The sequence below is a fragment of the Microcoleus sp. Pol14D4 genome (assembly GCF_036701245.1).
Lineage (GTDB): Bacteria > Cyanobacteriota > Cyanobacteriia > Cyanobacteriales > Microcoleaceae > Microcoleus.
In genome coordinates this window covers 257,723-281,051 of the sequence record NZ_JAUBQM010000002.1, presented here as the reverse complement: position 1 = coordinate 281,051, position 23,329 = coordinate 257,723, and the positions used below count along the sequence as shown (strand labels likewise).

Genomic DNA, 23,329 nt, shown 5'->3' with positions numbered 1-23,329 from the left:
CAACTCTCCCCAGAGTTGTCAAGCGTTTTGCGAAAATATTTTTGACTTTGTTTTGAACCTATACGCACCAAGGGTTTGAGCTGTTTATTCCCGAACCTGCCTCCGCTGGCTGACTCCTCTTTTAACTATGGGGTCTTTTTTTCGACCAAAATACGGCTTTTGCCCTGACAATCTCCCGCCCATGGGTAGAAGAACTCTGTGGTTCAAAATGATTATGGGCCTTACTTCGAGTATAGGTAAGGCAAGGTTAGAGTGTAAGCTGTGAGGCTGCATCATGGGGTTAGGATGACAGAAGCAGGCTGGTGCATGAGTCATATATAGGTAAGGTATGTCTGCATTTCTTGGACTTTACTGAGGGACTTTTGGGTCTCAGATTGAGCCGATCGCTCTTAACAATTCCTTTGATTCAAAATCCAGAAGCTGACACGACACGGTACTTTAACCCGGATCAAACTCCCAGGAATCGATCGTCGGCAAAAATACACTCTCCTGAATTACACCCCGAAGCTCCTTCAGTTACCCCAGTTATCAGCCTTTGATGAGCGAGCGCGAGTTGGTCTCCTCAACATCTACATCTAAAAAGTGCAAGTGACTCTCTTCCTCAGTATTGACCGCAATGACCAAACCTCTATTCCCCCAAGGAGCTATCGCCCGGGGTGAGGCAGGGCTGCTAAAATTCCCTACTTGAATCCCTTGACTGTTTAACACTTCTATCTGCCCCCCAACATCTGCCAACACCCATCCCCAATTAGCCACACAAGCAGATACGGGCAAACTTTCAAGGGGAATTCGCGCCACCTTGAGCGGCCACAATTTCATCAACAGCACCGCCGCTTTACCACCTTGGGGAATTCCCAGCAAAGTATAAGGCTCAGGTGTCAACAGCATCTGTCCGACGCTGGCAGACAACCGCACAGAACCCACCGGCGTGCCGCGGCGAGTGTAAACTCTAAAAATAGTTTGGGGATTTTTTGGTTCGTTGTCCGGCCAAACTGCTAAGACGTGTCGCCGATCCAAAAAAATTAATTCTGGTAAATAATGTTCCGGTAACGGCACAGTAGCGATCGGCTTCAAGGCTTTTTCCCGATCGCCCGCACTGCTGTTTCGAGCTAAAGAATAAAAACGCAGTTCTCCCGGAACCGCTACTGTCAACCAGTGACCGCGAGGGTCAACAGCAGCTTTAAAAGCATCTGGACCTTGCCTCAAACCCATATCGAGCAGGCACTGAGGCTCCCAAGAGTCTTCGTTGAGCCAGTAAAGTTTTTGCGGAGTGAGAACGCAGCAGCCGTGGGAAACAGGTAAAATGCCCCGCACGATTTCCGGCATTAATGAAATAGAAGTAGACATTTCTCCTGTAACTAGCTGTTTTCCCGGCTGAGACCAAACCTTCACCTCTGTACCTACAGCAGCATAGAGATACGTTTCAGTGGCAATTAAAGCGGTCAACGGTGCTGGAAGTATCAGTGGCTTGGGCTGCGAAAGCGCATAGCGCACAGTCCCAAGTAAATTAATCGCCGACAGTGATGCTTTTTCCTGTTCAACTTCTAGCAAAGACTCAGTTTCAGACTTCAAGCTTTTATCACCGCTGGTTGTGGGGGTTTCCCAGGGAATTATGCAGTCGCCCAATTGCCTGACAGCGGGGTCGTACATGATCAGCCGCAGAGCTTGAGCCATTTGGGAAGCACTGGCAAAACGGCGGGCTGGCAGCTTTTCTAAAGATTTTTTGACTATTGCTTGCAAAGGTTCGGGGATGGCGTCGGGAAATTGCAAGCGCTGATTCAGGTGCGCCCACCTCAAGTCTCCGGGGGTTCCCCCGAAAGGGCGGTAGCCCATTAGCAATTCAAACAGCAGAATTCCTACTGCATATATATCTGACATCGGGGAAAAAAGACCGTAAAATCGCTCAGGGGCCATGTAAGCGGGGGAACCTACGGTAGCGTCGGGAGAAATTTCTTGGTGGAGGCGAGTGGTACCAATTTCTGGCAGCCGACGCGCGATACCAAAGTCAGAAAGGCGGGGCGACCAACCTTTTGCTCCTAAAGTTAGGAGGATATTTTCGGGTTTGATGTCGCAGTGAACTACGCCTCGGCGGTGGGCGTAGTCTAAGCCTGCTAAAACTTCCATAACTAGCTGTAAACCTTCGAGCAGACGCAAGGGGCGGTCTTGTTTGAGCAGGTTGCGGAGGGTTCCTCCCTCGCAGTAGTCCATAACCAAGTACCTGCCTGTAGCTGTGTGTTCTAGAGCTCGGCAGGTAACAATGTTCGGGTGCTGCAAGGTGATCAGAAACCACAATTCTCGTAAGAATTCGCTAGTTGGGGCTTTTTGATGACTAAGTTCTTTGAGAGCAACCAGTTGGCTGGTGAGGCGGGAGTCCTGTGCGGGAGCTTCTCGAACGCTGGCACAAAAGACTCGACCAAATTGTCCTTGTCCGACTAGCCCTAAAATGCGGTACTTAGAATGTTGCATCGGTCTAATTATAGAAAAAGCTTGAGCTAGTATTAAAATATGTAAATAATTCTGACAAAAATTCAAATTTTTGAATCGCTCGCCAGGTACAGCCTATGTTATCTCAGGTTCATTCTCAGCCTCCTTGAGAGCGATCGCACACTCGCACCTACTAAAATCGTTGAGCTTCGGAATCACTATCAATCTTGCCGGATGTCGGTACCCGCTCGGGAACTACCTGTGGCTGCTATTTTAGTCGATCGCGACTATTACAGTTTTTTCAATGCCATGCAGAAAGTATCTAAGGTTTTAGCTTTTCAAGGCTAAGCTGGAGAATCGGGGCGAGGGTACAGTGATATGACCAAAACAGAAGTGCGGTTATCCCCTAGGGGTTAGAGAGCCAGAAGCCAATGCTGTCGTCAAGGCATCTTAACCTTTTTGAGTGTTAGCCAAATTTTTTTGCGCTTTAAATAAGTTGATCGTAACTTGCTAAATACTGAACTTGACAGGAGCAAACATCAATATGGTTAAAATTATTAAACTAGATCCAATTGCGGAGGAAATAGCAGTCGAAACCCGATCGAATATCCTGTCTGCCTTACTTTCCAAAGACTTAGACGTTCTCAAGGAATGCGGGGGGCGGGGAATGTGCGCTACCTGCCATGTTTACATTAAAGAAGGCATGGAAGGCTTGTCGGACATGAACCGCCGCGAGAGAAGGACGTTGGAAGTCATTACTACGGCTAGAGCCAATTCGCGACTTGCTTGTCAGGCTCAAATTATGGGCGAGGGTGTGGTTGTACAGTTGCCTGCGGGGATGTACATTAATGCTATTGAAAATGTCGAAGCTCTGATAGGCCGCCGGGCCCAGCAAGATTTACTACACCCAATTACGGGTCAAGTAGTTGTAGAATCGGGAAAGTTAATTACTCGTTCTATCGTTACACAGCTTAATGAAACCCGCTTTCAAGTAGGACAGTATTTAGTTCGGACTAAAGAAGCTTAAAACTGATATGTTTGTATTTTAGTAGTAGAGAAAAATCTATGTTGAGCCAACTTGCGCGTTTGAGCATGGAAGCAGACGGACGCTACGCCAGTGCAGAAGAACTCCAATTTTTGAAAGACTACTTTCAGTCTTTGAATCACCGGATGAGTGCTTATAAAAAACTTCAAGCCTCTGAAACAGAAATTATGCGGCAGGTGGAAGCACAAATGCTGTCTCTAGACCCTAGTTTATTTCGGCGGGGGGCTAACGATGTCACTGAAAAGTGCCGTGGAGATATTGTGCGGGTGTTGAGGCATTCGGCGGCAGCACTATTGATTAATGATACGGAACGGTTGCGCGATCGGCTACTACTTTGGTTGCAAACTATCTTAGGCGCTGTTCAAGTTAGAAATAGTGCAACCGTGACCTACGATGTGATGAAAAAGGTTCTCAAGCAATATCTCACGGTGGAAGAAAGGAACCTATTTTTTCCGATTCTGGACATCAACCGCACATTACTCGGCAAATAATCAAGGGGGTTGATAAGTTAACACCGATAAACTGTACCGTTAGGAAGAGTGGCTCCAATCAACTTCGCTCCCGTCAAATCCGCCTCAGTGAGAATGGCTCCCCGGAGGTTGGCTCCTGTCAAGTCAGCTTTCTGCAAGTTGGCTTTACTCAGGTTAGCTTTGCTCAAGTTAATTTCATGCAGACAAGAATTAGACAGGTCGGCATTGATCAGGTAGGCTAGACTCAAGTTGGCTTTGCTGAGGTTTGCCCCGCTCAAGTTAGCTTCCATCAAATAAGCACCGCTTAAGTTGGCTTCGTTCAACAATGCCTCTGCCATATTAATTCCCGTTAAAAGTTTGCGGCTCAAGTCTACACCGCTGAGGTCGGCCCCGCTGAGGTTGATACCGCTTAAGTGGCTGCCATTCAAAGTAATGTTTCTCAGGTAGGTTTTGCTGAGGTCTGCTTTGCACAAATTGGCTCTATCCAAGCAAGCTTCGCTAAGGTCTGATCCAATCAAGCACGCGCCGTTTAAATAGGCTTGAGTGAGGTTAGCTCGCCTGAGATTAGCTTTCAAAAGGTTGGCTTTGCTGAGGTTTGCACGGGTTAAGTTGGCTCCGGCTAGGTTGGCTTTGGATAATTCGGCTCCGGTGAGCTGTGCTTCAGTCAAGTCTGCCTCTTTCAAACTCGCTAGACTTAAGTAAGCATCTTTGAAGTTTGCCCCGTTGAGATTAGCTTTAATCAGATATGCTTTACTGAGATTGGCCTCGGTGAGAACGGCTTTGGTGATGTTAGCGGCGCTCATATCTGCACCTATGAGATTAGCATTGGGAAGGTTTGCTCCGGTCAGGTTTGCCCAATTCAGGTGAGAGCCAGCTAGGTTAGCGCCGGTGAGATTGGCTCCGATGAGATTGGCGCCGCTGAGACTGGCTGCCATGAGGTTGGCGCCGGTGAGATTGGCTCCGCTGAGGTCAGCTTTGCTGAGATTGGCTCGGCTCAGATGGGCTTTGGTGAGGTCTGCCCCGCTGAGGTTAGCACCGATTAAGTAGGGTCGTTGCTGGTGTTGGTTGAGGTTTGCCAAAATTAGAGTTGGGGCATCGCTGGAACGGTATAAATCGATCGGACTCAACACAATGCCGCGCAGATTTGCCAGTCTAAAATCTCTTTCGCCGGCTGCATATCGAGTTAGAAGTTCATTGGCGTCCATTAAGTTCTAGCAAAATGTTTGAGGTTTTGATGGCTTTTAAATTTTAAGAGTTTCTAGAGTAAGTTATGAAGTTTCTAGCTGCTAGTTCTCATCAGGTTTTATTTGAATTGCTAAAACCTTATTTTTAAACTCACGAGCTTTTTTATAATTTAACTCACAGTTTTGATGATACGGTCGATAATATGGCTGCCCAAAAATCGATTTGATAGCTATTAGCAACAAAGTAATAGCTATCAAATAAGTCAGTTTTTTTGAAAAAGTTGACTGAGAATAGCTTCATGGTCTTTTCCTTCTTCGACCATAGAATCTGCTGGTTGGAGGCGATCGCGCAGCCCTAAAATAAAGCGGTTGCAGTCCGAACCTAATGATTCGCAGGAGGTTTGCAGGCAGTGGAGTTCTCGACCTGTGAGCTGACTAAAGAACGAACTTAAAATACCTGCTTCTAGAAAACAGGCTGGTCGCTTAGACTTGGGGGCTGTTTTAGCAAAAAGAGAGTTAGCAATTTTTACTATTAAAAATCCCTGTTCGGAATAGCTGGGGTCAAGCTCAAATGTTCCCCATCCATGAGTTTTCCAACACTGCTGCAATGACTGAATAAATTCTACCATTTCCATTTCAGAAAGTGGCTGACCGTAGTATTCGCTGACTTCTTCGCAAAAACGCACGTAGAAGTTTTTACCCCACCAGCGACCGCAGTTGAAAAGCACAAGGCGGGAGGCTTGACCTGTTTCTTGTTCTAAGCCAATATAAATAGCTTGAATCAGTGTTTCTGGGAGTGCTAAAAGCCGATCGCCCCGGCGGTTTTCGAGGAGACCGAGTTCGAGGTCGCCTCGGACGTAGGCATCGCTAGCAAAGTAGTTTCCAGGGAGTCGGGGCTGTTTGAGTAAGTCGGCAATATTAATCATCGGAAATTGGGAATGGGGAATGGGGAATTGGAAATTGGAAATTGGAAATTGGGAAGAAAGCAGATTATTTATTATCTTGGTCAATAATAATTGACTGTGCTTGGTCGAAAAATGGTTGCAATATAGCCCGGGCTTGCTCGGAAAGCAATTCTTCTAAACGAGTTTGCAGCAGATTGCAAACAGTTGCTTCGATTTTTTGAGTTTGGTGGGCTTCGACTATGCCGGAAAGCCAGTCTACAAGGCGCTGTTCGAGAAAATTTCGATCGTTCAGCAGCATAGCCATAGCACAGTATCGCAAGACTAAAACCCAGTGTTTGAGCGATCGTTCTAAGGTTTCTTGTTTTTCGTCGGGGAATGTTTCTTGTAGTTTGTTGGCTACTGGTTGGAAGATGCTTGCTTCCTTCTCTCGCAAAAATTCGTAAATTTTTAAGCGCTGGACAAGGGTTACAGCTTGACGCTTAAAAGCCATGAGTTCTTCGCCTTTTAAAAAGCGGTTTTCTGCCTGATCCAGCAGCGCCTCAATCTCAGGGTGCATGATTTTAATTAAGTGGTAATCGGTAATTGATAAAAGGAAGGAAGTTCGGCAACGAGCAATGTACGGGATTTAACGGATTTAACTAAGGGATTTTGAGGGATGAGGAAACAGGGGTGAGGGAAGATGGATGAGGGATTGCCCTATTTTTCATTTCTATTCCTTACACAGATTAAAACAGGTCGAATAGGTCATCAATGGTGACTTCTGCTTGTTCAGAAATAGAAATTGCTGGCAAGGGTGGCGGTAGGGGTAGGGCACCTACTTCCGGAATTCCTTCCCAAGAAATAGCTTGAAAAAAGTCTGCTACTGGCTGGGTTAAACTCAGAAGTTGACCGGGGGTCGAGCCATTTGGGGTTTCTAAAGATTTTCCCAGCCAATTATAGTGACCAAAGAATTCTTGGACAGATTGGTCCAACCATGAAGTTTGACTTTTCATCTTTACTTCCTGCCTGGAGAAATCCACCATCGCACTTTCGATCGCGAAATTGGTGGGAGGAAAGGCAGGGCAGGGGATGTGCCTTTCCAGGTTGTTTACCGCAATATTTCACCGTGTTGCAGTCGATTTTGAATATCGCGGGCGTTGGCACCTTCGTTGAGCCAGAATGCTGCTGCATCAATTTTATCTGGGTTGCCAAGCAGGAACTTGCAATAGGTTTCTCCCATTGAGTAACATTGGAGTTCTATGCAGCTCAGAGGCTTTTTGACTAAAGAGCCAAAGAAACCGGCGAACAAACCGGCATATAGGTGACAAACCGGTTTGCCTACGTCTCCCAATGTGCGAGCAACTGCTGAGTCAAAGAGGTTGATGAAGATGCAGCCGTGTTTGCGATCGCTCATGTCCACTTCCCAGCGACCCCAACCTTGAGCCGTGAAAGGCCACCACCAAGTTTCTAGCAGAAACATGAGATTTGACTGGCGAATGTTCTGGCTGAATTCGGCACTAAACCATTTTTGAAAAAATTCGGAATCTTGAAGTCCCCACTGGCAACCAATAGTATACATGATGACAGAGGACGCGGGGCCGACTTCTTCTTCGAGCCCCTCCACCAAACCGATAATGAAGTCTTCGCTGGTAAAAATGTTGCGCGATTGATTCCAGTCGTCAATTGTACCCATCTGGCGATCGAAGGCAAAAAAATCCTGAAACCTATAGTGGCTGTGAGTTTTAGGATGCTTTTGCTTCAGTAGCGATTCGTTGTGGGGGGAGATTTCTTTTTTGGCAGTAGAGACCATTGGCGGGTTATTCCTTTTTGGTGTAGTTTGGTGAAAATTAGAGTCAAATAGTGTGGCCTGTGTATCCAATTTAACTTTATTTTTCTAAAGGCAGGCACAGGGTATAATTTTTCACTGCTATATAAAAATTAAAAATTCTAGGATGTTAAAATTGGGGGCTTGTTGGGAGTTCTGCCTTCGGACAACTGCTCTCTGAGTGCTGGCGAAAGTGGGTATAACCTTAAACGGCTATGTGTTATCGTTTTGTGCAAGCTGTCCACTATATATAGGGCATATGGGGATGAAAAATCACGCTTGTATTGCAATAGGCATCAATCAATATCAGTTACTCCAGCCTTTGAGTTATGCCCAAGAGGATGCAGAGGCGCTGTACGGTTTTTTGACTGAGGAGGCGGGTTTTGCGCCGGATGGATGTCTGCTGATGACCGATAGCTCGCCGTCGCTGTGGGGTCAATCTACATATCCAAATCGGGAAAATATTCTGAGATTGACCAAAAGCCTCTGCGCGGAACACGTGCAACAGGGAGATTTACTCTGGTGTTTTTTTAGCGGCTACGGTGTCAGCTATGAAGGTAAGGATTATTTGATGCCTGTTGACGGCAATCCGGCTGACATTAAGGGTACGGGGATTCCGGTAGAGTTGCTGTTGAATACTCTGAAAAACGCTCCTACGGAAACGGTATTGGTGCTGGTTGATATGAACCGCAGCCAGATTGTGAAAGCGGGGGAAACGATCGGCTCTCAAACGGTTGAGCTGGCGCGGGAACTGGAAATCCCAACGGTGCTTTCTTGCCGCCCGAATCAAGTTTCGCGGGAAACTTCGGCTTTGCGTCAGGGGTTTTTTACGACGGCGCTTTTGGAGGGGCTACGTTCGGGACAGTGCATGACCATTAAGGGTTTAGACCGTTTTTTGAGCGATCGACTGCCGGAGCTGTGTGACCACCATTTGCGTCCGAAACAAGAACCTTTGATGGTAGTGAATCCTCCAGGAAAGGCTAATTTGGTGATTTTGCCGGATGCTTCAGGGATACCAACTGCTGCGTTGGCCGGACGCAACGGCAATATGACGGTTGGTACGGCTGATGGGTTCGATCGCCCGCAAATGGCGACGGCTACGGCTCGAATGGATCTGCCTCCGGCAGTTCGCAACGCTCAGGATTCCCCAGTTGAGATGCCACCTGTGTCGCAGCCAAATGCTGTGGCTCCTGCCGATCGGGGGGGCGATCGACCGAACTTGCAACAGCCGGAGGATGAGCATAACGGGGGGTCGGATAAGTCATTTTTGCAGCAGCTAGTTTTATGGAGTTCAGCTACGGCTTTGGTGCTGCTGTTGGGTGTTTTTGTGACGAACAAATCAATTTTTATTGGTCAGCAGGAAGGAGATCCTCGATCGCCTGCTGAAAATGGCCAAAACTCTGGATCTCAAAAATTTATTGGTACTGGGGGGTCACAGAACCAACCGCGAGCGGTGCAAGCAGGGACTGGAACCAAGCAGCCACCATCGAGCCAGCAGGTGTGGGCTGAGGCGAAAACTTTCCTCAAGGATGGTTCGGCTTCTAGTTTTAATAGAGCGGTAGTTAAGGCTCGAACGATTCCGGCTAGCGATCCGCTCTACCCCCAGGCTCAGCAGGATATTGAGCGCTGGAGTTTGACAATTTTGGATATAGCTAACGGGCGGGCTGCTCGGGGCGATTTCCAGGGGGCGATCGGCGCGGCTAAATTGATGCCGGATGTCAATAAGCCTGTTTACAATCAGTCGAAACAGGCGATCGCTCAGTGGGAGGAGCTATCCAAAGACCAGGATGTAAATATTGCTTTGCTATCGGCTGCTAAGGGTCAAATTAAGCGGGGGGTTGCATCTTCTTACAGTAAAGGCATCCAGCAAGCTAATAAAATTCAACCCGGTCAGCCGAAGTATGAAGAAGCTCAACAGTTAATTGGAGACTGGAGCGAAAGTATTCTCAAAATTGCTCAGTTGCGCGGCTCCCAAGGAAAGCTGAAAGAGGCAGTTGAAGCTGCTTCGCTGGTGCCATCGGGTACTAAGAGTTATCAGCAGGCTCAGAAGGATATCGCCAATTGGAAAACTAAGCTTCAACGCCAGAAAAAAGGTTGATTTAGTTGATAATTTCTCGGTTTCCCACCGGGAAATTATCTTAGCGACTGGCCAACATGGATCGTTGGCTCGATCGATACCTCTTGATACTGCAAAAAGAGATCTACACAAGGATAATTGAAAACCAATAATTTTATTCACCATTTCCCCTGCCCAGCTTCGGCGCGAGGGGATTTTATATGCTCCCTCCCTGGTCTGCTTCTTTTTGTAGAGTAAAAGAGAGCGTATGAGGTGGTTAATTGGGGCTGCATAATAGTGGATAATTTTGATTTTTTTGTGGATGGACTCATAAGACCGAAGGCGTTTATTTTCAAAGCAGGCGGGACGCCTCACCCTACTCACCACAATAACTCTCAAATTGTGCAACGCCGATCAATTAATATCTTTAACTAACATCCATAGTTCCATAAACCTGCGACTTCACCGTCAAAATTGGGTTTTTTAACTATAAATATTGCTGTAAATATATATTTTAACTATAAACCCTTCCTAAGCTATTAATGATAATAGCAAATTTAAACATTTGATTTTAGTATTTTATCACGTAGACTTATCAGCTTGGTCTAGAGTTAATTTTAACTTAAGTGACAGCAAATAGGGCTACATAGAATCACTATCTAATGCAAATAGCTAAGGCAAAATAGACAAAAAGAATCGGGTATACAGAGTTAATTTATTTATCCTATTTGTGGGTTATTAGGAACAATCGACGGAGGAAAAACTGTTTAAAATTGTGCTATTTTTAAATTATTAGCAGTGACACATATGTTCTGAATTATACAAAATGGGCCGTTATGGGAATTATCGGGGAGAAGCGATCGCCCCCACTGGATTCAGGAAAAAGATTCACTGCCACACAGCACAAAATAGCTGGATTCGCAAGCTGCGAGTCTTCGTTGGCCCGGAGATCGCAAAGCTGCCTCAATTAACACAAATAAGGGCTTTGCAAGAAAAATCAACCAATATTCCTTGAGAAACAAGAATAAGAACTTACTCGCTTATTGTAGCCCCGGTAACAACACGTATGCCTGAAGTTATAGTCAACAGCCAAGTCTAGGGGACGATCAAATGAATAGAGTGATTTGGCAGTGTCCGGGTGTTAAGAGGGGCGATCGAAGAGGAATGTTCCTTGAGCGATAGCTTCCCAATCGGTGAGTCTAAAACCTAGGAAGGGAAGGAGTTGGAGACAATGCTGAACTTTTTGAGTTCAGGAGAGTAGCGTTAGCACTAAACTCTGCCGTATTGTGGAAATTCAGCCAAATTTGTAACAGTTCTTAACTATAAATAATTCTGTCAAAACTGCTAGCATAGTGACACTTTTGCTAGCAAAAACAGATAAAGTAAATAAAGTTGGCTAACTCTAGACGCCCCGATCCCCATCCTGGGGATGTTGAATCAATTTGATTCATACCAAGTGGTTTGAGAGTTACAATCGGAACCAAAGCATCGCTATTTAACTGAGTTCTTTACTTACTTTTACTTTCAGCTATGAACGTGGATTTTATCAAAGCCCAAGTCAGGTTGCTACAGGGTGCAAGTTCATCGGAGCGAGAAACCCTTATTAAAAACATCGGCGTCTGTGCTGGCGTGATCCGCCCCGGAGAGTACGTGACGCCGCAACGGAAGCACGCTATCACTCTCTGGCTGCAAACAAATGCGGTTCGCCTCCGGCTTCCCCAACTTCCTCTGGACTTATCCGGCCAAAAGCCTTAACAGGGAAGTAATCAAGAGCTAGCGACAGAATCAAAGAAATTAGTCAATCTTACCTAAAAGTCCATTTTTATTGAGCTGTACAGGATCAATGAAACACGATTAAGATTGAAAAAATGTTTGTAGGGAAAGTTGGGTTCAAAAACACGCCTGTGGACAAGAAGCGGCTGACCGCCTTGGTAGAAGCAGGAAGTGAGCGTCAAACCTGCTCTGAAAGTAGATTTGACTAAGTTTCACAGAACGGATTATTGTGCACAACTATAACCTGGGTTATTTGCTTTTAGATTTGAGATTCACGATTTAGCTAGTATTGGATAAATAGGCTATTTGTGGATCGCCTGAAAAATTATCCTATTCAATAGGTGTAACTAATTACAGGGGCAGTCATTGAACTGCCCTTACTTTTGATCTCCGAGGGGAAATTCTGCAAGTTACAATAAACGCATCTACTTGCAGATAGAGTTTAGGTTAACTCTCATGTAAGCTGCAGCGCCTCTATATTATCTGTTATGTTCGAGATGGGGAGAGGAGGAGAGGACTTGAGGAGCTTTAAAAGGAAACTAATATCATCAAACAGAACGAGTTATTACAATTCACTTGCTTTCTAATATATTTATTCCACAAAAATACTGTGAGCAAAAAACAAAAATTTCCTTATTTAGTTGGTTCCCGATGGACTTCACACCAAAAAACTTGGGGGTGGCGACACTTTCAAGTGGTCAACCGAAAAAACGAAGGTAAATGGGTATTTGCAGAAATGGTGGCCGCTTGCGATCCAAATGTGCGTTTTTGGCTGAACGCCGCACAGCTTAAAGACCGATCGCTCTGGCAAGCTGGATGGCAGTCTACCCAAGAATTAGAAGAATTAGAAACTGCAGACTAAAAAACAGGGCTGTGGGGTAAAGTGATCGGAACTTCCGCCGCCTGCTCGCTATCGTTCCGATCCAAACCAATACGCAGTGAGACTTTTCCGGTTTTGAAAAATCTTTTACATAACTACAAGTCCTGGAAACCTTTATTGAGAAGCGTTTTTGCTGAAGTAAGTTGGTGGCAAAAATCATCAGTATGTAACAAAACATTAAGTACGGCGATCCGAACTCAATTTAATTCATTTTGTAGCGTAAGCTGTTGTGCATTTAATTTGTATATTCAGGGCGGGCAGGATGCCCACCCCACAGGAAGAAAAATTTATTTTACTATGCAATTTAACTGCAGATTAGCTTAGTGTAATTTTTTTCTCTAAGCTGTCGCGCATTTAAATTGTATATTCAGGGCGAGCGGGACACCCCACAAGACTTTTATTTGTTTTGACAGGCCATTTAAGTGCCGCAACAGCTTAGAGAAAAAAAGTTAAATTGACTAACGTCGATCGTCCCATATTTCCAGCGGCACAGGGCGCAACCTTCCTGCTACTTCTACACTCGGCCAATTCGGATCAAAAGTCAAATTTTCCAACGTTCCATCGCTGTGAATTAAAAACGTATCCTCAATTTTTGCTCCAGACAAACTCGGATTCCAAGCCACAGCCATATTTTCTGCCAAACTATCTGAAGTAGTTGGATTCGCCACAATTTCCCGCGCCAAATATCCGGTAGTTCCGCCTTGATGGTGTTCCGCAATTGCTTGAGGATATCCGTGCTCTTCGTAAGCAGTTTTAAGCGTATCATAAACCGCATTCAGCGTTACTCCCGGCCGACACAAATTTAGCGCCGCTGCTTCAATTTCCCTGACTTGTCGGTGCAACTCTGAATGTTTTTCCCCAAGAAAATCGAAACAGACAAATCGGGTTAAATTTGCATACAAACCCCATCCTCGCGCGCAAAATACTAACATTGCTTGTCGTCCAATTTGTTCGGCGGTTGCTGTGGCGTGGCGGTACAGCGGCAAACGCCTTTCTCCAGCAACTAAGGTAAGTGCTGGATGCAAACCTCTCGCCCACAAAGCCTCTGCACCGGCTCCCGCTAGCTGATATTCTGTCCATGTTGGTTTGGCAGCAGAAAGTACCTCTGTCATCGCTTCGCTGGCTAAACGCCCGACTCGCCGGTATCGCTCTAATTCGCTTGACATCATTGTCTGTTTGCGAGACTGTAAAGATGCGATTATTGGTGTTTCTTGGGCATTTGGCCGATCGCTCATGACGTTACCGCCACCAGTAATTTCTTTAACAAAACCTTCGCGCTGTGCAACATCAGCCCAAGGATAGATGTACATTTGAAAGTTGGCTGGCAATTCCTCGTCTTGCAAGCGTTGAGCTTCGATTTCATCGGTGAGAACCCAAGCGTTTTCGGCAGTAATTAATATTTCTGCAACTCCGGTTTCTGCAGTTAGCAATACTGTATGGGAACCCCCGGCTGTGGCCCAAGCAAACCAGTCAGTGCCTCGCAAGCGAAGGGCGATCGCTTTTGTTTCGGTTAAGGCTTTGCGGATGAATCCGAGTTTTAGATCGACTTCTTGATTTAATGAGTTTATCATTAGCTTTCTTGCATATAAATTGTATTTTTTGGGCGGGCGGGACGCCCACCCCACAATAATTGCATCAAACTTTACTTGAAAATTTAAATGGGTTTCAGCTTATATTGACAGATACGGCTTGCAGTTCTTTAGCTTTTTCTTCGGGTAAAGCGTCGTTGGCAAACATTCCGGCGGCGAGTTCGGTTCCTGCGAGGTATTTTAGCCGATCGCTCGATCGATAGGGCGGATAAAATTGGGCATGCAAATGGGCTTCTGGATGCGGTTTCCCGTCTGTGGGCCCTTGAAACCAAGCCATCAAATAAGGGAACGGGCGATGCCACAAACCGTCGTATTTAAGGGTGACTGTTTTTAAGGCTTTAGCGAGTGATTGGCGCTGTTTTTCCGTCAAATCGATAAATGTAGCAGCGGGGGCGATCGGGGCAATCCACACTTCGTAAGGGTAGCGAGCACAAGCGGGGACAAAGGCGATCGCCTCTTCGTCTAAATAAATAATTCGCTGTTTGTCGAAAATCTCTTTTTGAATCAAATCTTGCAGCAAACCGCTACTGTTTTTTTGATAGTAAACCGATTGACATTCTAACATCCGTGCCGGCACCGGTGGCACGAACGGATAAGCGTAAATTTGCCCGTGGGGATGGTGCAAAGTTACTCCGACTTCGACGCCGCGATTTTCAAAGGGCAAGACGTATTCAATTTCGGGATTGCTGCCAATAACTGAAGTGCGATCTGCCCATACTTCTAACAGCAATTCTAAGTGAGATAACTCCAAAGCGCCCAAGGAAGCCAGCGGATCTTGAGTGAAAACAACGACTTCGCAAATGCCCTTGGCGGGCAAAGTTTCGACAATATTTGCAGGTGCATTTTTTGCTTGCAAAGTCATCGAGGGAAAGCGGTTGTCAAACACTGCTACATCGTAATCTCCCGGCGGCAATTCTGTCGGAAACTTAGGGTTAATTGTAGCTGCCAGCGGGTTGTATTCCGGCGGCGGCATGAAAGTTCTTCCCTGACGGTGGCTGGCGTATGCTACCCATTCCCCCCGCAAAGGATGCCAGCGAAAGTGGGGGTTTGCCTCTACGGGTTCATTGCTGGGACTTACGGCCGCGATACCTTCTGGGATTGGATAGCGGCTGTACAGTGTGAGTGGGCGGCCGTCTGGTTTTAGCAATTTTTGGGCGTACATTTTTTGTAGGGGCGGGCGATCGCGTTTAATATATGTTAGGAGTATAACTTCGTGCTTTGAGAATCCGCCCCTACCTAAAGTCGCAAATTATGTTGACAAGTTTAGTTTGCAGTATCAATGTCAGCCTACCGTCTGCTATTGTGGAACGGGCCGGAGAGCCAGGATCTGGATTCAATTTAAATGCGTAGCAGCTTACGATCGCAGTTCCCAATTATCCAGTATATTTATCGATCGACCATTCGATCGAGCTTTTCCTTAACCAACAAGTCTAATAACGAGCGCAACACAAACAATCCACCGAATCCCGAAACCGCAAAAGCTGCCATCGCCCCCGTTTGATATCCGCCCACTAGCAGCACTGCACCCGACAAAAACACAAAACCAGTCAGACAAGCGAAAATTAAAGTTTTTAGGGCTAAATTAATGCGTTTCAAGGCTCTTTCGCTCTCGATATTGCGGACTCTAATTTGCAGTTCGCCCTCTTCAATTCGCTGCTCCAAACGCTTGAGAAAAACTTGCGATTTGCTGGGTTGCTGTAACTTATATGTAATAAAACTTCGCGCTTGCCTTGCCAATTCTCCGATCGCATTTCCCCGCCCCTTGCTCACCGCAATACTCTTGACAAAAGGCTGAGCGGATGCTATGAAATTGTAGTTAGGGTCGAGAGTTCTAGCTATGCCGTCGAGAGTCGTCACGGACTTGACAATAAACATCATTTCTGCAGGCAAGCGAAACGGTTGCTGCTCGAACATGATGTAAAGTTCGTTTTTAATTTCATTAAAAGCTTGAAAGTCAATCGGCTTATCAATAAACTTATCCAAAAGAAAAGTAATCAGCCGACGTACCGGCATCATATCCGGCATCGGCTCAACTAAGCCGATCGAAATTAAAGTATTGAGTACCTCGTCAGTATCCTTTCTCATCACAGCAAAAAAAGTCTTGACCATTTGGTCTTTAGCCAGAGACTTTATCTCAGCCATCATCCCAAAATCGTAAAAAATCAAGCTACCATCTTCTGTCACCGCCAAATTTCCCGGATGGGGGTCAGCTTGAAAAAAACCGTCTATTAACAACTGTTTTAAATAACAGCAAATTCCGAGTTGATTGAGCTTCACAATATCCACTCCTATCGCCTCTAAACTAATGCGGTCGTCCACCTTAATGCCTGGTGCGTATTCTAGAGTCAGGACTTTTTTAGTCGTGTATTGCCAGTAAACTTTCGGGACAATAACTTGAGGATATTCTCGAAAATTATGGCTAAAGCGATCGGAATTTTTACCTTCTTGCACGTAGTCAATTTCTTGATATAAAATCTTAAAAAACTCGTGATAAATAGATTCCAGGTCATATTTGCGCGTCCCAGGCAAATAACGATCGCAAAAACGCATCACTTGGCGCACCGCCTTCACATCCAAATCAAATAAACTTTCCAAACCCGGACGCTGCACCTTCACAATCACATCTTCCCCGGTGTGCAGCCTCGCTTTGTGCACCTGTCCCAGACTCGCAGCAGCGATGGGTGACGGGTCAAAATCGCGGTACAAAGCATAAATATCCTTGCCTAACTCTGATTCTACAAGAGCGATCGCCTCTTCGGAACTAAACGGAGGAACCCGATCCTGCAACTGTTCGAGTTCCTTCACATACTCAAGCGGCAGCAAATCTGCGCGAGTCGAGAGAGACTGCCCGATTTTAATAAAAGTCGGGCCTAAATTTAGCAAAGTATTGACCAACCAATGAGCGCGAATTCTTCTAGTATGAGGCGAATTATTTTGCAGCAGTGCGTCCCACCACAAAAAAAACATAAACTTTCCCGCCGCTGCAAAAATGTCTATTTGCCGTGCCAGTGGCGAATATTTAGAACGTTGCCAACGCAGGGTTTTAGGTGCAGCTTTTGTGAGCATAATATTGGCGATCGAATTCCATGCACCGTGACAATTTTGAGGGAACAATCCAAGACGCAGAAACCGGCTTGTATGAAAAGACGGGTGGCAGACCTTTGAAACAGTTAAAAAACTCAGTTTCTTTAGTCTATACTGCGTAATATCATCTCCGATTATACAATTATAATTAAGTTCTTAGTAAGTAATGCAAGTCCTGATTAATTCATAAATAGATGACAGTAGGACTCACTACAAACACGCGCTAATTACAGACCAATAACCAGACATAATATAAGTCCTCGGGAAAATCAGCAATTGATAACCGCCAATTGAGACGGCAACCAGACCAACAATTCAAAACAGAGGACTTGGAAGCGTTTACGACATTTCCAAATCTCCCTCTTCTGGCAAGTCTTCTAGTTTCGCTTGTTCGCTGCCAATTCCCAGCAGCTTCTCAACGGAACTATTCTTCTACATTACAGAGTTCCGCTGCAAATTGCGGCAGAGTCAGAGTAAAAGATGTGCGCCATAAATTGTCAGATTCTGAACTTTCTGCCGGACAGCTAGATACATCAATAGTACCATTCAAGTGCTGCACTAAAGACTTTACCAGAGCCAGACCCAAACCCGTACCGGCGATAGCTTGGTCAGTAATGCCAGTGCCGCGGCGGAACTTGTCAAAGATGTGGGGCAAATCAGCCGCCGAAATGCCGCGCCCGAAATTAGAAATGCTCAGGACAATATAGCCGGCTGCCTCAGACGCCTCCAAAACTACCGCCGTTCCAGAAGCAGAGTATTTTCCAGCATTCGTCAGCAGTTCCAAAAGTACCCGATTGAGAATGTCGGGGTCGGTTTCCCAGCAAGGGGTCAACTTGGGCAAATCCACCTTCAGAGTCAATTGCTTATCCGCCCACTGTTTTTCAAAATCCCTAACTAAATCTTGAAATAAACGGTTGAGATCGATTTTGATTAGAGAAATCGGGACTTGCTGAGGCTCAAACTGCTTGAGGGCCAGCAAATCGTTAACCAGATCGGTTTCCTTAGAACACTGCTGTTCTAGAATGTCGAGATACTTAGTCCGATTCGCTGACGGCAGTTCAGCTTGTTTGAGCATCAGAATCGCCAGCTTCATGATTGTTAAAGGGGTACGCAATTCGTGACTCAGAGTGCTGAGAAACTCGTCTTTAATCAGCTTCAATTTCCGCATTTGCTCTAGCTGATTGGCAGATTGTTCGTACAGTTTCCCCTGCACGTCTAGACTTTGCTGCAACTGAGAGGTTCTGTCTAAGACTGCGGTTTGCAATTCCTTAAGCGTTTGAGTTTGGATAATCATCTTGCTCGCTTGAGCGCTGATTGATTCGAGAACTTCTAATTCTTCCGCGTTCCAAGTGCGCGGCTGCGAGTGCTGCAAAACCAAGAAACCCAAAACTGTTCCCTGGCAGCAACCGCCCGTAAGGGGAACCAGCAGCAAGCCGCGAATGCCTTGGAGTTTCAAAATTTCTTTGGCTGCTTCTTGTTCTTTGCCGATTAATGCGCCTGCGTCAGCGAGGGCAAGGGGTTTGGGTGCGGTGTGGAATGCTTGACGGCAAAAATTAGATTCGGACAGCCAAAAAGCGGGAGAGTTATTTGGTTTTGAGTTGGGGATTTTGGATTGGGAATTAGCAGTTTTATCCTTGTTTTTTGTTTTGGAGGTTGAGCTTTTTTTTCCGGCAGCGCTTTGGGCTATTGCCTGTTTGTCGGGATATTTTTTTACAACGGATTCGCAAACTAATTCGACTTTCGCTTTGGGAGTTTGATTGGGGGAGCGAGTTGTAAATAGAGGATCTGTATATTTCAAGAGCAGGATTTGCCCTCTATCTACTTCCAGGGTATCGACGGTATTTTCAACAACTTGCTGCAATATTCGATCGACTTCTGAATTTGTGTCGATCGATACAGCAACTGACACGAGTAGATTTTTGTATTTAGCTTGTCGCTGTAACTGTTCGTTTAAGTTGGCAATTTCTTGAGTTTTTTGAATGTGAGAAATCGCGATGCCGATCGCGTCTGATGCTGCTTCAAGGCGCTGCCGATCGGCTACCGACCACTCGTGAGGTTGCGACTTACCAACAATCACCATGCCATTTACAGCCCCTCCAAATCGCGCAGGCCCTGCCAGAATTGCCCGAAAAGGCAGCGCAGTCACAGGAGAATTGGGCGGTGAAGCTGCCGGACTATCGAGATAATCGGATATAGCCACTATCTCGCCGTCTGCTAGGACGTTTGCCCAAGCGGGATGTTCGAGTGATATGCTAGGCGATTTTAATCTTGTGCTTTGGGGGTGTTCCGGTGTTTCGGTGGAATCGGCAACACCGCCAACATAGGGGAAATCGCTGCTATTTTGCCAGTAAGCATTCGGATCTACTACTTTTTTGTCAACCACAGCAGTAACTAAACAGAAATCTGCCCCCCATGCAACTCCCAAAGTATTGGCTATTTGCGGCAGCAGGATTTCTCGATCAAAGCTGGTCGCGAGGATTTGGCAAATTTGTCGCCCGAGAAGGGCAGGATCGACCTGGAACTGCATAAGACGATCCAGAAATTTTTGGACTGAGACTGGTTCTGCGATTTGCGGTAAATGCAAAGTGCAAGACTCTGACGGCGATCGGTCGATCGAAGTAAAGTCTTGATTTCCCTGGCGATCGATCATGGCAACCAAGCCTTTATTCTAAGATGTTTGAGCCGGCTCCTGCTGCCAATCTAGAACCTTTCCATAACTGTCGGCTTGACCGTTATGAGCCTGCTTTCTGTGTTTGTGCAGCCGGTCGGCGGGTCGCTCGATATGTAAAAATATACCCAGATCTGACCGAGTTCTATTTTCCTGTTTTCTACCCTTCTATCTGTACGGGATGAACTTTACCATCCTTTACCGGATGATTATCAATCGCATTCCCGCTAATTTTGACGGTTATTAATAGTATGAAGCTTTTCTAGAGACCGCTTAGTGACACCCCTCTTCTTACTGTGTGATGTTTCCTATTTAGGTTTGTGATCGTAACAAATTTTTATTGTGATACAAATCCGCCGATCGAATAATGGCGATCGCAAAAACTCAAAATCCCCAAATTATCACTCATAGCATAGCTGAGAGTTTTCGAGTTTTTGCTCAAAAACTCATTTTTCACAACACCTAGAGCAGAGCGACGAACTGTAGGGTTAAATTTATCCGACTTACCTGCTTACTTATTTTGTGCTTCCTGTTGGGCTTTATCGCTATTTTGGCGGTAAAGTGCCGTCCGGTTCTGAGCCGTTGTGTAGCGGGGATGCTTGGAAGGCACGGCGGCCATCAAATCGGAAGCTTGCTGCCACTTAGCAGCTACGACTAACCAATCCTGGCGAGATTGAGCGGTTTTGCCCTGGGTGGCTGCTTGTTCGGCTACTCGCACTGCTTGGGCAAAAGAGTCAACAGCAGAATTAACAGTCTCCTTAGAAATTTTCAAAGCAGGTTTTGCCTCCGAGGAAGGGGCAGTTGCTACTGCTTGGGTGGTGGCTTGTGTGCTGTTTGGCACTTGGGAATTAAGTCCTTTGTGGATGGCGGCCGCTGCTGCAAGCAACAGCACGGTCAAGCTGATACCGCCGACGATACCGCGCTGAAATTGCCGCGGCTGCTGCATCGATCGAGGTATAGCCATTCTCGGCAAAGCCCGCTTGCCGGAGAAAGCTTGGCGTTCGTGATGGGCGGTGGCTAAACGCTTGAACAAATTCGGCTTTCGGAGTTTAATTTCTTGACACCACAACAGTTGATTATCCGGATCGCGACTAATTTCTTCCAGCCACAGCAGTTGGTGTTCTCGAACAAGCCGGCTGTTGATGTTAACTCGGCGAATATTGCGGGGCGAAATGCGTTCCAAAATGTCTCGGACTCGATCGACCAAACTAGACTCTTCGAGGAGTTGGGGGGTTGCAGCTTCGCACAGCAGTTGCAGCACCCCGTCTGCAAACACAGCTCGGGCCCTGACTCCTATCTGTGCCAGTTCGTCATTAAGGATTTGAATAATCGATGCAACCGAGCCCTCGCGAGCTTGTCGAGCAATGTCATCTATTGGATTTGCCATAAAACTATCTTGACGCTTAGCAATCTGTTAATTGTTAACCCAAAGTCTCGGATCTAATTTTTACTCATACAGGTTATCACTGACACTGCCAGGTTAAAATAAACAGATGCAAATCTTGCATACCGATCCACTTAAAATTATCACCACAGCATCGAGCGAGGCTAACAGGAAATAAACTATGGGTAAAGTAATTAGCGGTCAAATTTTTGTTGTAGACGACAACATCGATACAGATCAAATTATCCCGGCCGAATACCTGACCCTGGTTCCCTCGAAGCCGGATGAGTACGAGAAACTAGGCAGTTACGCTATGATTGGGTTGCCCGATCGCTACGGTAAGTTTATCGAATCCGGCGAACAGAAAACCCGGTATCCGATTATCATAGCGGGCGAAAATTTTGGCTGCGGTTCTTCGCGGGAGCACGCTCCCATCGCTCTGGGGGCCGCGGGCGTAACAGCAGTGGTGGCTTTGTCTTACGCACGCATTTTCTTTCGCAATTGCTCGGCTACTGGCGAATTGTACCCGATCGAATCAGTCGAGCGGCTCTGCGACTTGTTTGTAACTGGCCAAGAAGTGACGATCGATTTTACAGAAGAGGTAATTGTCAACCACACTCTCGATCGAACTTTCTCGCTCAAACCTTTAGGAGAAGTAGGGCCTGTAATAGATGCCGGAGGGCTGTTTGACTACGCGCGCCAAACGGGAATGATTGCTGCTCGCTCTTAACTTTTAAAACCCCTGCAATGTAGGGTGTACCACCGGGCGCACCTTACAAATATCTCCCAGCTCAAACCGCTCCCATCTAGGGTACGGGGAATTTTTTTCAAATCGACTCAATAAAATTCAATAAAATACGCTGGTGAGCAATGCCAAAAGGTCGCACATCTCCTGACTGCTCAGAAAAGCATTTTCCCGCCCGAATCTCCTCCGGTGTCAACAACTTCATATCCCACCCCTCAAGCAAAACTAAATCCTTGACATCCGCACTAAGTTGTGAATGAAAAACGTGGCGAACGACATCTTTTTCGACATCACAACAAAAAAAAGAAACACTTGCAGGAGCATAGCCAATTTCCTCTGATAATTCCCGCACTAGAGCAACTTCCGGCGTTTCCCCCGGTTCCAAGTGTCCGCCAAACAAAGCCCACTGTCCGGGATACCTGATGTGAGGAATATCGTCCCGCAACTGACAGAGAAACCTGCCCTCTCGGTACAAAATCGCGATCGCAACGTGAATTTTAGTCATAAGAAATTTTTACAACAAGCAATGTACGGAATTAATGGATTTAACGGATTTAACCTAGGGATATTCAGGAGAGAAGGAAGACGGAAGAAGTTATTTACGAGATAGAGGAGAAGTTGGTGTAGGGGCAGGTTAACCGCAATCTGTAATATAAACAAAAAAGCTGATAAACCAGCCCGGACGAGGCTATTATAGTCGAGCAACTTTTAGCATAAATAAACCTACCCACAGCGTTTGGGCGCAACTACAAACCTTTGATTTTTATGAAATTGAGGTACTTAATTATTGAACGAAATTAGGATCTTCATATTTTTATTTATTTGTCGCTGGAGTGCGCTTTAATTGTTCCATTTCCTCAACATAAACTTCACCTAAATCTTTTCCGGCCAATTCCTTCAGAGTAATACTCTTGTAGCGGACTTCTCCCTTGAGCAACACTTCATCGCCAAGCTGGGGCAAATCTTGCTTGGTTAAAATCCAAATACTGCCAGTACCATCGTCAAGTTGATAAGCCGCATTTCCTACAAAGGGAGCGCGATTTTCCACCTTTCCTCGAAGATAAACTTCAGCATCCACTTGCCGCTTTTGTTGAACGTCGCCAATGCTAGCAACATTAAAACCAAGATTAAGTTGAGACAGGGGTAAATTGCCGCAACTGAAAAAACCGCTGGCGAGGATTAGCGACAAAGAGCCGGTGCAGAATCTTTGAACCCAAACTTGCTTAACTGCAGTAGTCATTGGTCAACTGATTTGAGATGTGAGATACGACTTACTTTAACAGAATCCCCAGAATCGATCGCAAGTAAGAAATTTCTC

General features: G+C 46.0%; 19 protein-coding genes. 6 read left to right on the top strand and 13 right to left on the bottom strand.

Annotated features, from left to right (window positions below):
• Positions 1 to 528: 528 nt before the first annotated feature.
• Positions 529 to 2,466, bottom strand: a complete 1,938-nt coding sequence (locus QUA33_RS02360; RefSeq protein ID WP_333146133.1) for a serine/threonine-protein kinase — start codon at positions 2,464 to 2,466, stop codon at positions 529 to 531.
• A 502-nt stretch (positions 2,467 to 2,968) separates the two neighbouring features.
• Here QUA33_RS02360 and QUA33_RS02355 point away from each other — a divergent pair.
• Positions 2,969 to 3,451, top strand: a complete 483-nt coding sequence (locus QUA33_RS02355; protein ID WP_333042379.1) for a 2Fe-2S iron-sulfur cluster-binding protein — start codon at positions 2,969 to 2,971, stop codon at positions 3,449 to 3,451.
• Positions 3,452 to 3,489: 38 nt separating this feature from the next.
• A complete protein-coding gene (locus QUA33_RS02350) occupies positions 3,490 to 3,960 on the top strand; it encodes a phycobilisome protein (protein ID WP_333101006.1) in 471 nt (156 codons plus the stop codon).
• A gap of 17 nt (positions 3,961 to 3,977) precedes the next feature.
• On the opposite strand, the gene QUA33_RS02345 is transcribed toward QUA33_RS02350, so the two are convergent.
• The 5 genes from QUA33_RS02345 to QUA33_RS02325 all read right to left on the bottom strand — a co-directional run bounded on the left by QUA33_RS02345 (position 3,978) and on the right by QUA33_RS02325 (position 7,817).
• Positions 3,978 to 5,144: a pentapeptide repeat-containing protein gene (locus QUA33_RS02345; protein ID WP_333101007.1), complete on the bottom strand. Its 1,167-nt coding sequence runs from the start codon at positions 5,142 to 5,144 to the stop codon at positions 3,978 to 3,980.
• A gap of 242 nt (positions 5,145 to 5,386) precedes the next feature.
• A complete protein-coding gene (locus tag QUA33_RS02340) occupies positions 5,387 to 6,049 on the bottom strand; it encodes a V4R domain-containing protein (RefSeq protein ID WP_333146132.1) in 663 nt (220 codons plus the stop codon).
• Positions 6,050 to 6,113: 64 nt separating this feature from the next.
• A complete protein-coding gene (locus QUA33_RS02335; RefSeq protein ID WP_333146130.1) occupies positions 6,114 to 6,584 on the bottom strand; it encodes a phycobilisome protein in 471 nt (156 codons plus the stop codon).
• A gap of 169 nt (positions 6,585 to 6,753) precedes the next feature.
• Complete coding sequence (locus QUA33_RS02330) at positions 6,754 to 7,020, bottom strand: hypothetical protein (protein ID WP_333101011.1); 267 nt, start codon at positions 7,018 to 7,020, stop codon at positions 6,754 to 6,756.
• Positions 7,021 to 7,115: 95 nt separating this feature from the next.
• A complete protein-coding gene (locus QUA33_RS02325; protein WP_333101012.1) occupies positions 7,116 to 7,817 on the bottom strand; it encodes a V4R domain-containing protein in 702 nt (233 codons plus the stop codon).
• A gap of 280 nt (positions 7,818 to 8,097) precedes the next feature.
• On the opposite strand from QUA33_RS02325, the gene QUA33_RS02320 reads away from it, so the two are divergent.
• The 3 genes from QUA33_RS02320 to QUA33_RS02310 all read left to right on the top strand — a co-directional run bounded on the left by QUA33_RS02320 (position 8,098) and on the right by QUA33_RS02310 (position 12,523).
• On the top strand, positions 8,098 to 9,930 hold the full coding sequence (locus tag QUA33_RS02320) for a caspase family protein (protein WP_333146128.1): 1,833 nt from the start codon (positions 8,098 to 8,100) through the stop codon (positions 9,928 to 9,930).
• 1,488 nt (positions 9,931 to 11,418) lie between these two features.
• Complete coding sequence (locus QUA33_RS02315; protein ID WP_006635912.1) at positions 11,419 to 11,643, top strand: hypothetical protein; 225 nt, start codon at positions 11,419 to 11,421, stop codon at positions 11,641 to 11,643.
• A 628-nt stretch (positions 11,644 to 12,271) separates the two neighbouring features.
• Positions 12,272 to 12,523: a TIGR02450 family Trp-rich protein gene (locus QUA33_RS02310; protein ID WP_242725377.1), complete on the top strand. Its 252-nt coding sequence runs from the start codon at positions 12,272 to 12,274 to the stop codon at positions 12,521 to 12,523.
• Positions 12,524 to 12,999: 476 nt separating this feature from the next.
• Here the strand turns inward: QUA33_RS02310 and QUA33_RS02305 are convergent, their stop codons facing one another.
• The 5 genes from QUA33_RS02305 to QUA33_RS02285 form a co-directional block, all read right to left on the bottom strand.
• A complete protein-coding gene (locus QUA33_RS02305) occupies positions 13,000 to 14,112 on the bottom strand; it encodes a M24 family metallopeptidase (protein ID WP_333146126.1) in 1,113 nt (370 codons plus the stop codon).
• A 94-nt stretch (positions 14,113 to 14,206) separates the two neighbouring features.
• Positions 14,207 to 15,292 (bottom strand): galactose-1-phosphate uridylyltransferase, encoded by a 1,086-nt coding sequence (gene galT / locus QUA33_RS02300; protein ID WP_333146124.1) that lies wholly within the window; start codon positions 15,290 to 15,292, stop codon positions 14,207 to 14,209.
• A 224-nt stretch (positions 15,293 to 15,516) separates the two neighbouring features.
• Positions 15,517 to 17,196 carry an AarF/ABC1/UbiB kinase family protein gene (locus QUA33_RS02295; RefSeq protein WP_333146122.1) on the bottom strand — a complete coding sequence of 560 codons (1,680 nt, stop codon included), beginning with the start codon at positions 17,194 to 17,196 and terminating at the stop codon, positions 15,517 to 15,519.
• 442 nt (positions 17,197 to 17,638) lie between these two features.
• The gene (locus tag QUA33_RS02290; protein ID WP_333146144.1) at positions 17,639 to 19,864 is read right to left on the bottom strand and encodes an ATP-binding protein; all 2,226 of its coding nucleotides are present in this window, start codon (positions 19,862 to 19,864) and stop codon (positions 17,639 to 17,641) included.
• Between the two features lie 529 nt (positions 19,865 to 20,393).
• Entirely contained in the window at positions 20,394 to 21,269 is an 876-nt protein-coding gene (locus QUA33_RS02285) for a hypothetical protein (protein ID WP_333146120.1), read from the bottom strand.
• Positions 21,270 to 21,447: 178 nt separating this feature from the next.
• Here QUA33_RS02285 and QUA33_RS02280 point away from each other — a divergent pair, with 178 nt between their 5' ends.
• A complete protein-coding gene (locus tag QUA33_RS02280; protein WP_333099268.1) occupies positions 21,448 to 21,996 on the top strand; it encodes a LeuD/DmdB family oxidoreductase small subunit in 549 nt (182 codons plus the stop codon).
• 97 nt (positions 21,997 to 22,093) lie between these two features.
• On the opposite strand, the gene QUA33_RS02275 is transcribed toward QUA33_RS02280, so the two are convergent.
• Positions 22,094 to 22,516 carry an NUDIX hydrolase gene (locus QUA33_RS02275; protein ID WP_333099267.1) on the bottom strand — a complete coding sequence of 141 codons (423 nt, stop codon included), beginning with the start codon at positions 22,514 to 22,516 and terminating at the stop codon, positions 22,094 to 22,096.
• A gap of 309 nt (positions 22,517 to 22,825) precedes the next feature.
• Entirely contained in the window at positions 22,826 to 23,251 is a 426-nt protein-coding gene (locus QUA33_RS02270; protein ID WP_333146118.1) for a DNA-binding protein, read from the bottom strand.
• Between the last annotated feature and the right edge of the window lie 78 nt (positions 23,252 to 23,329).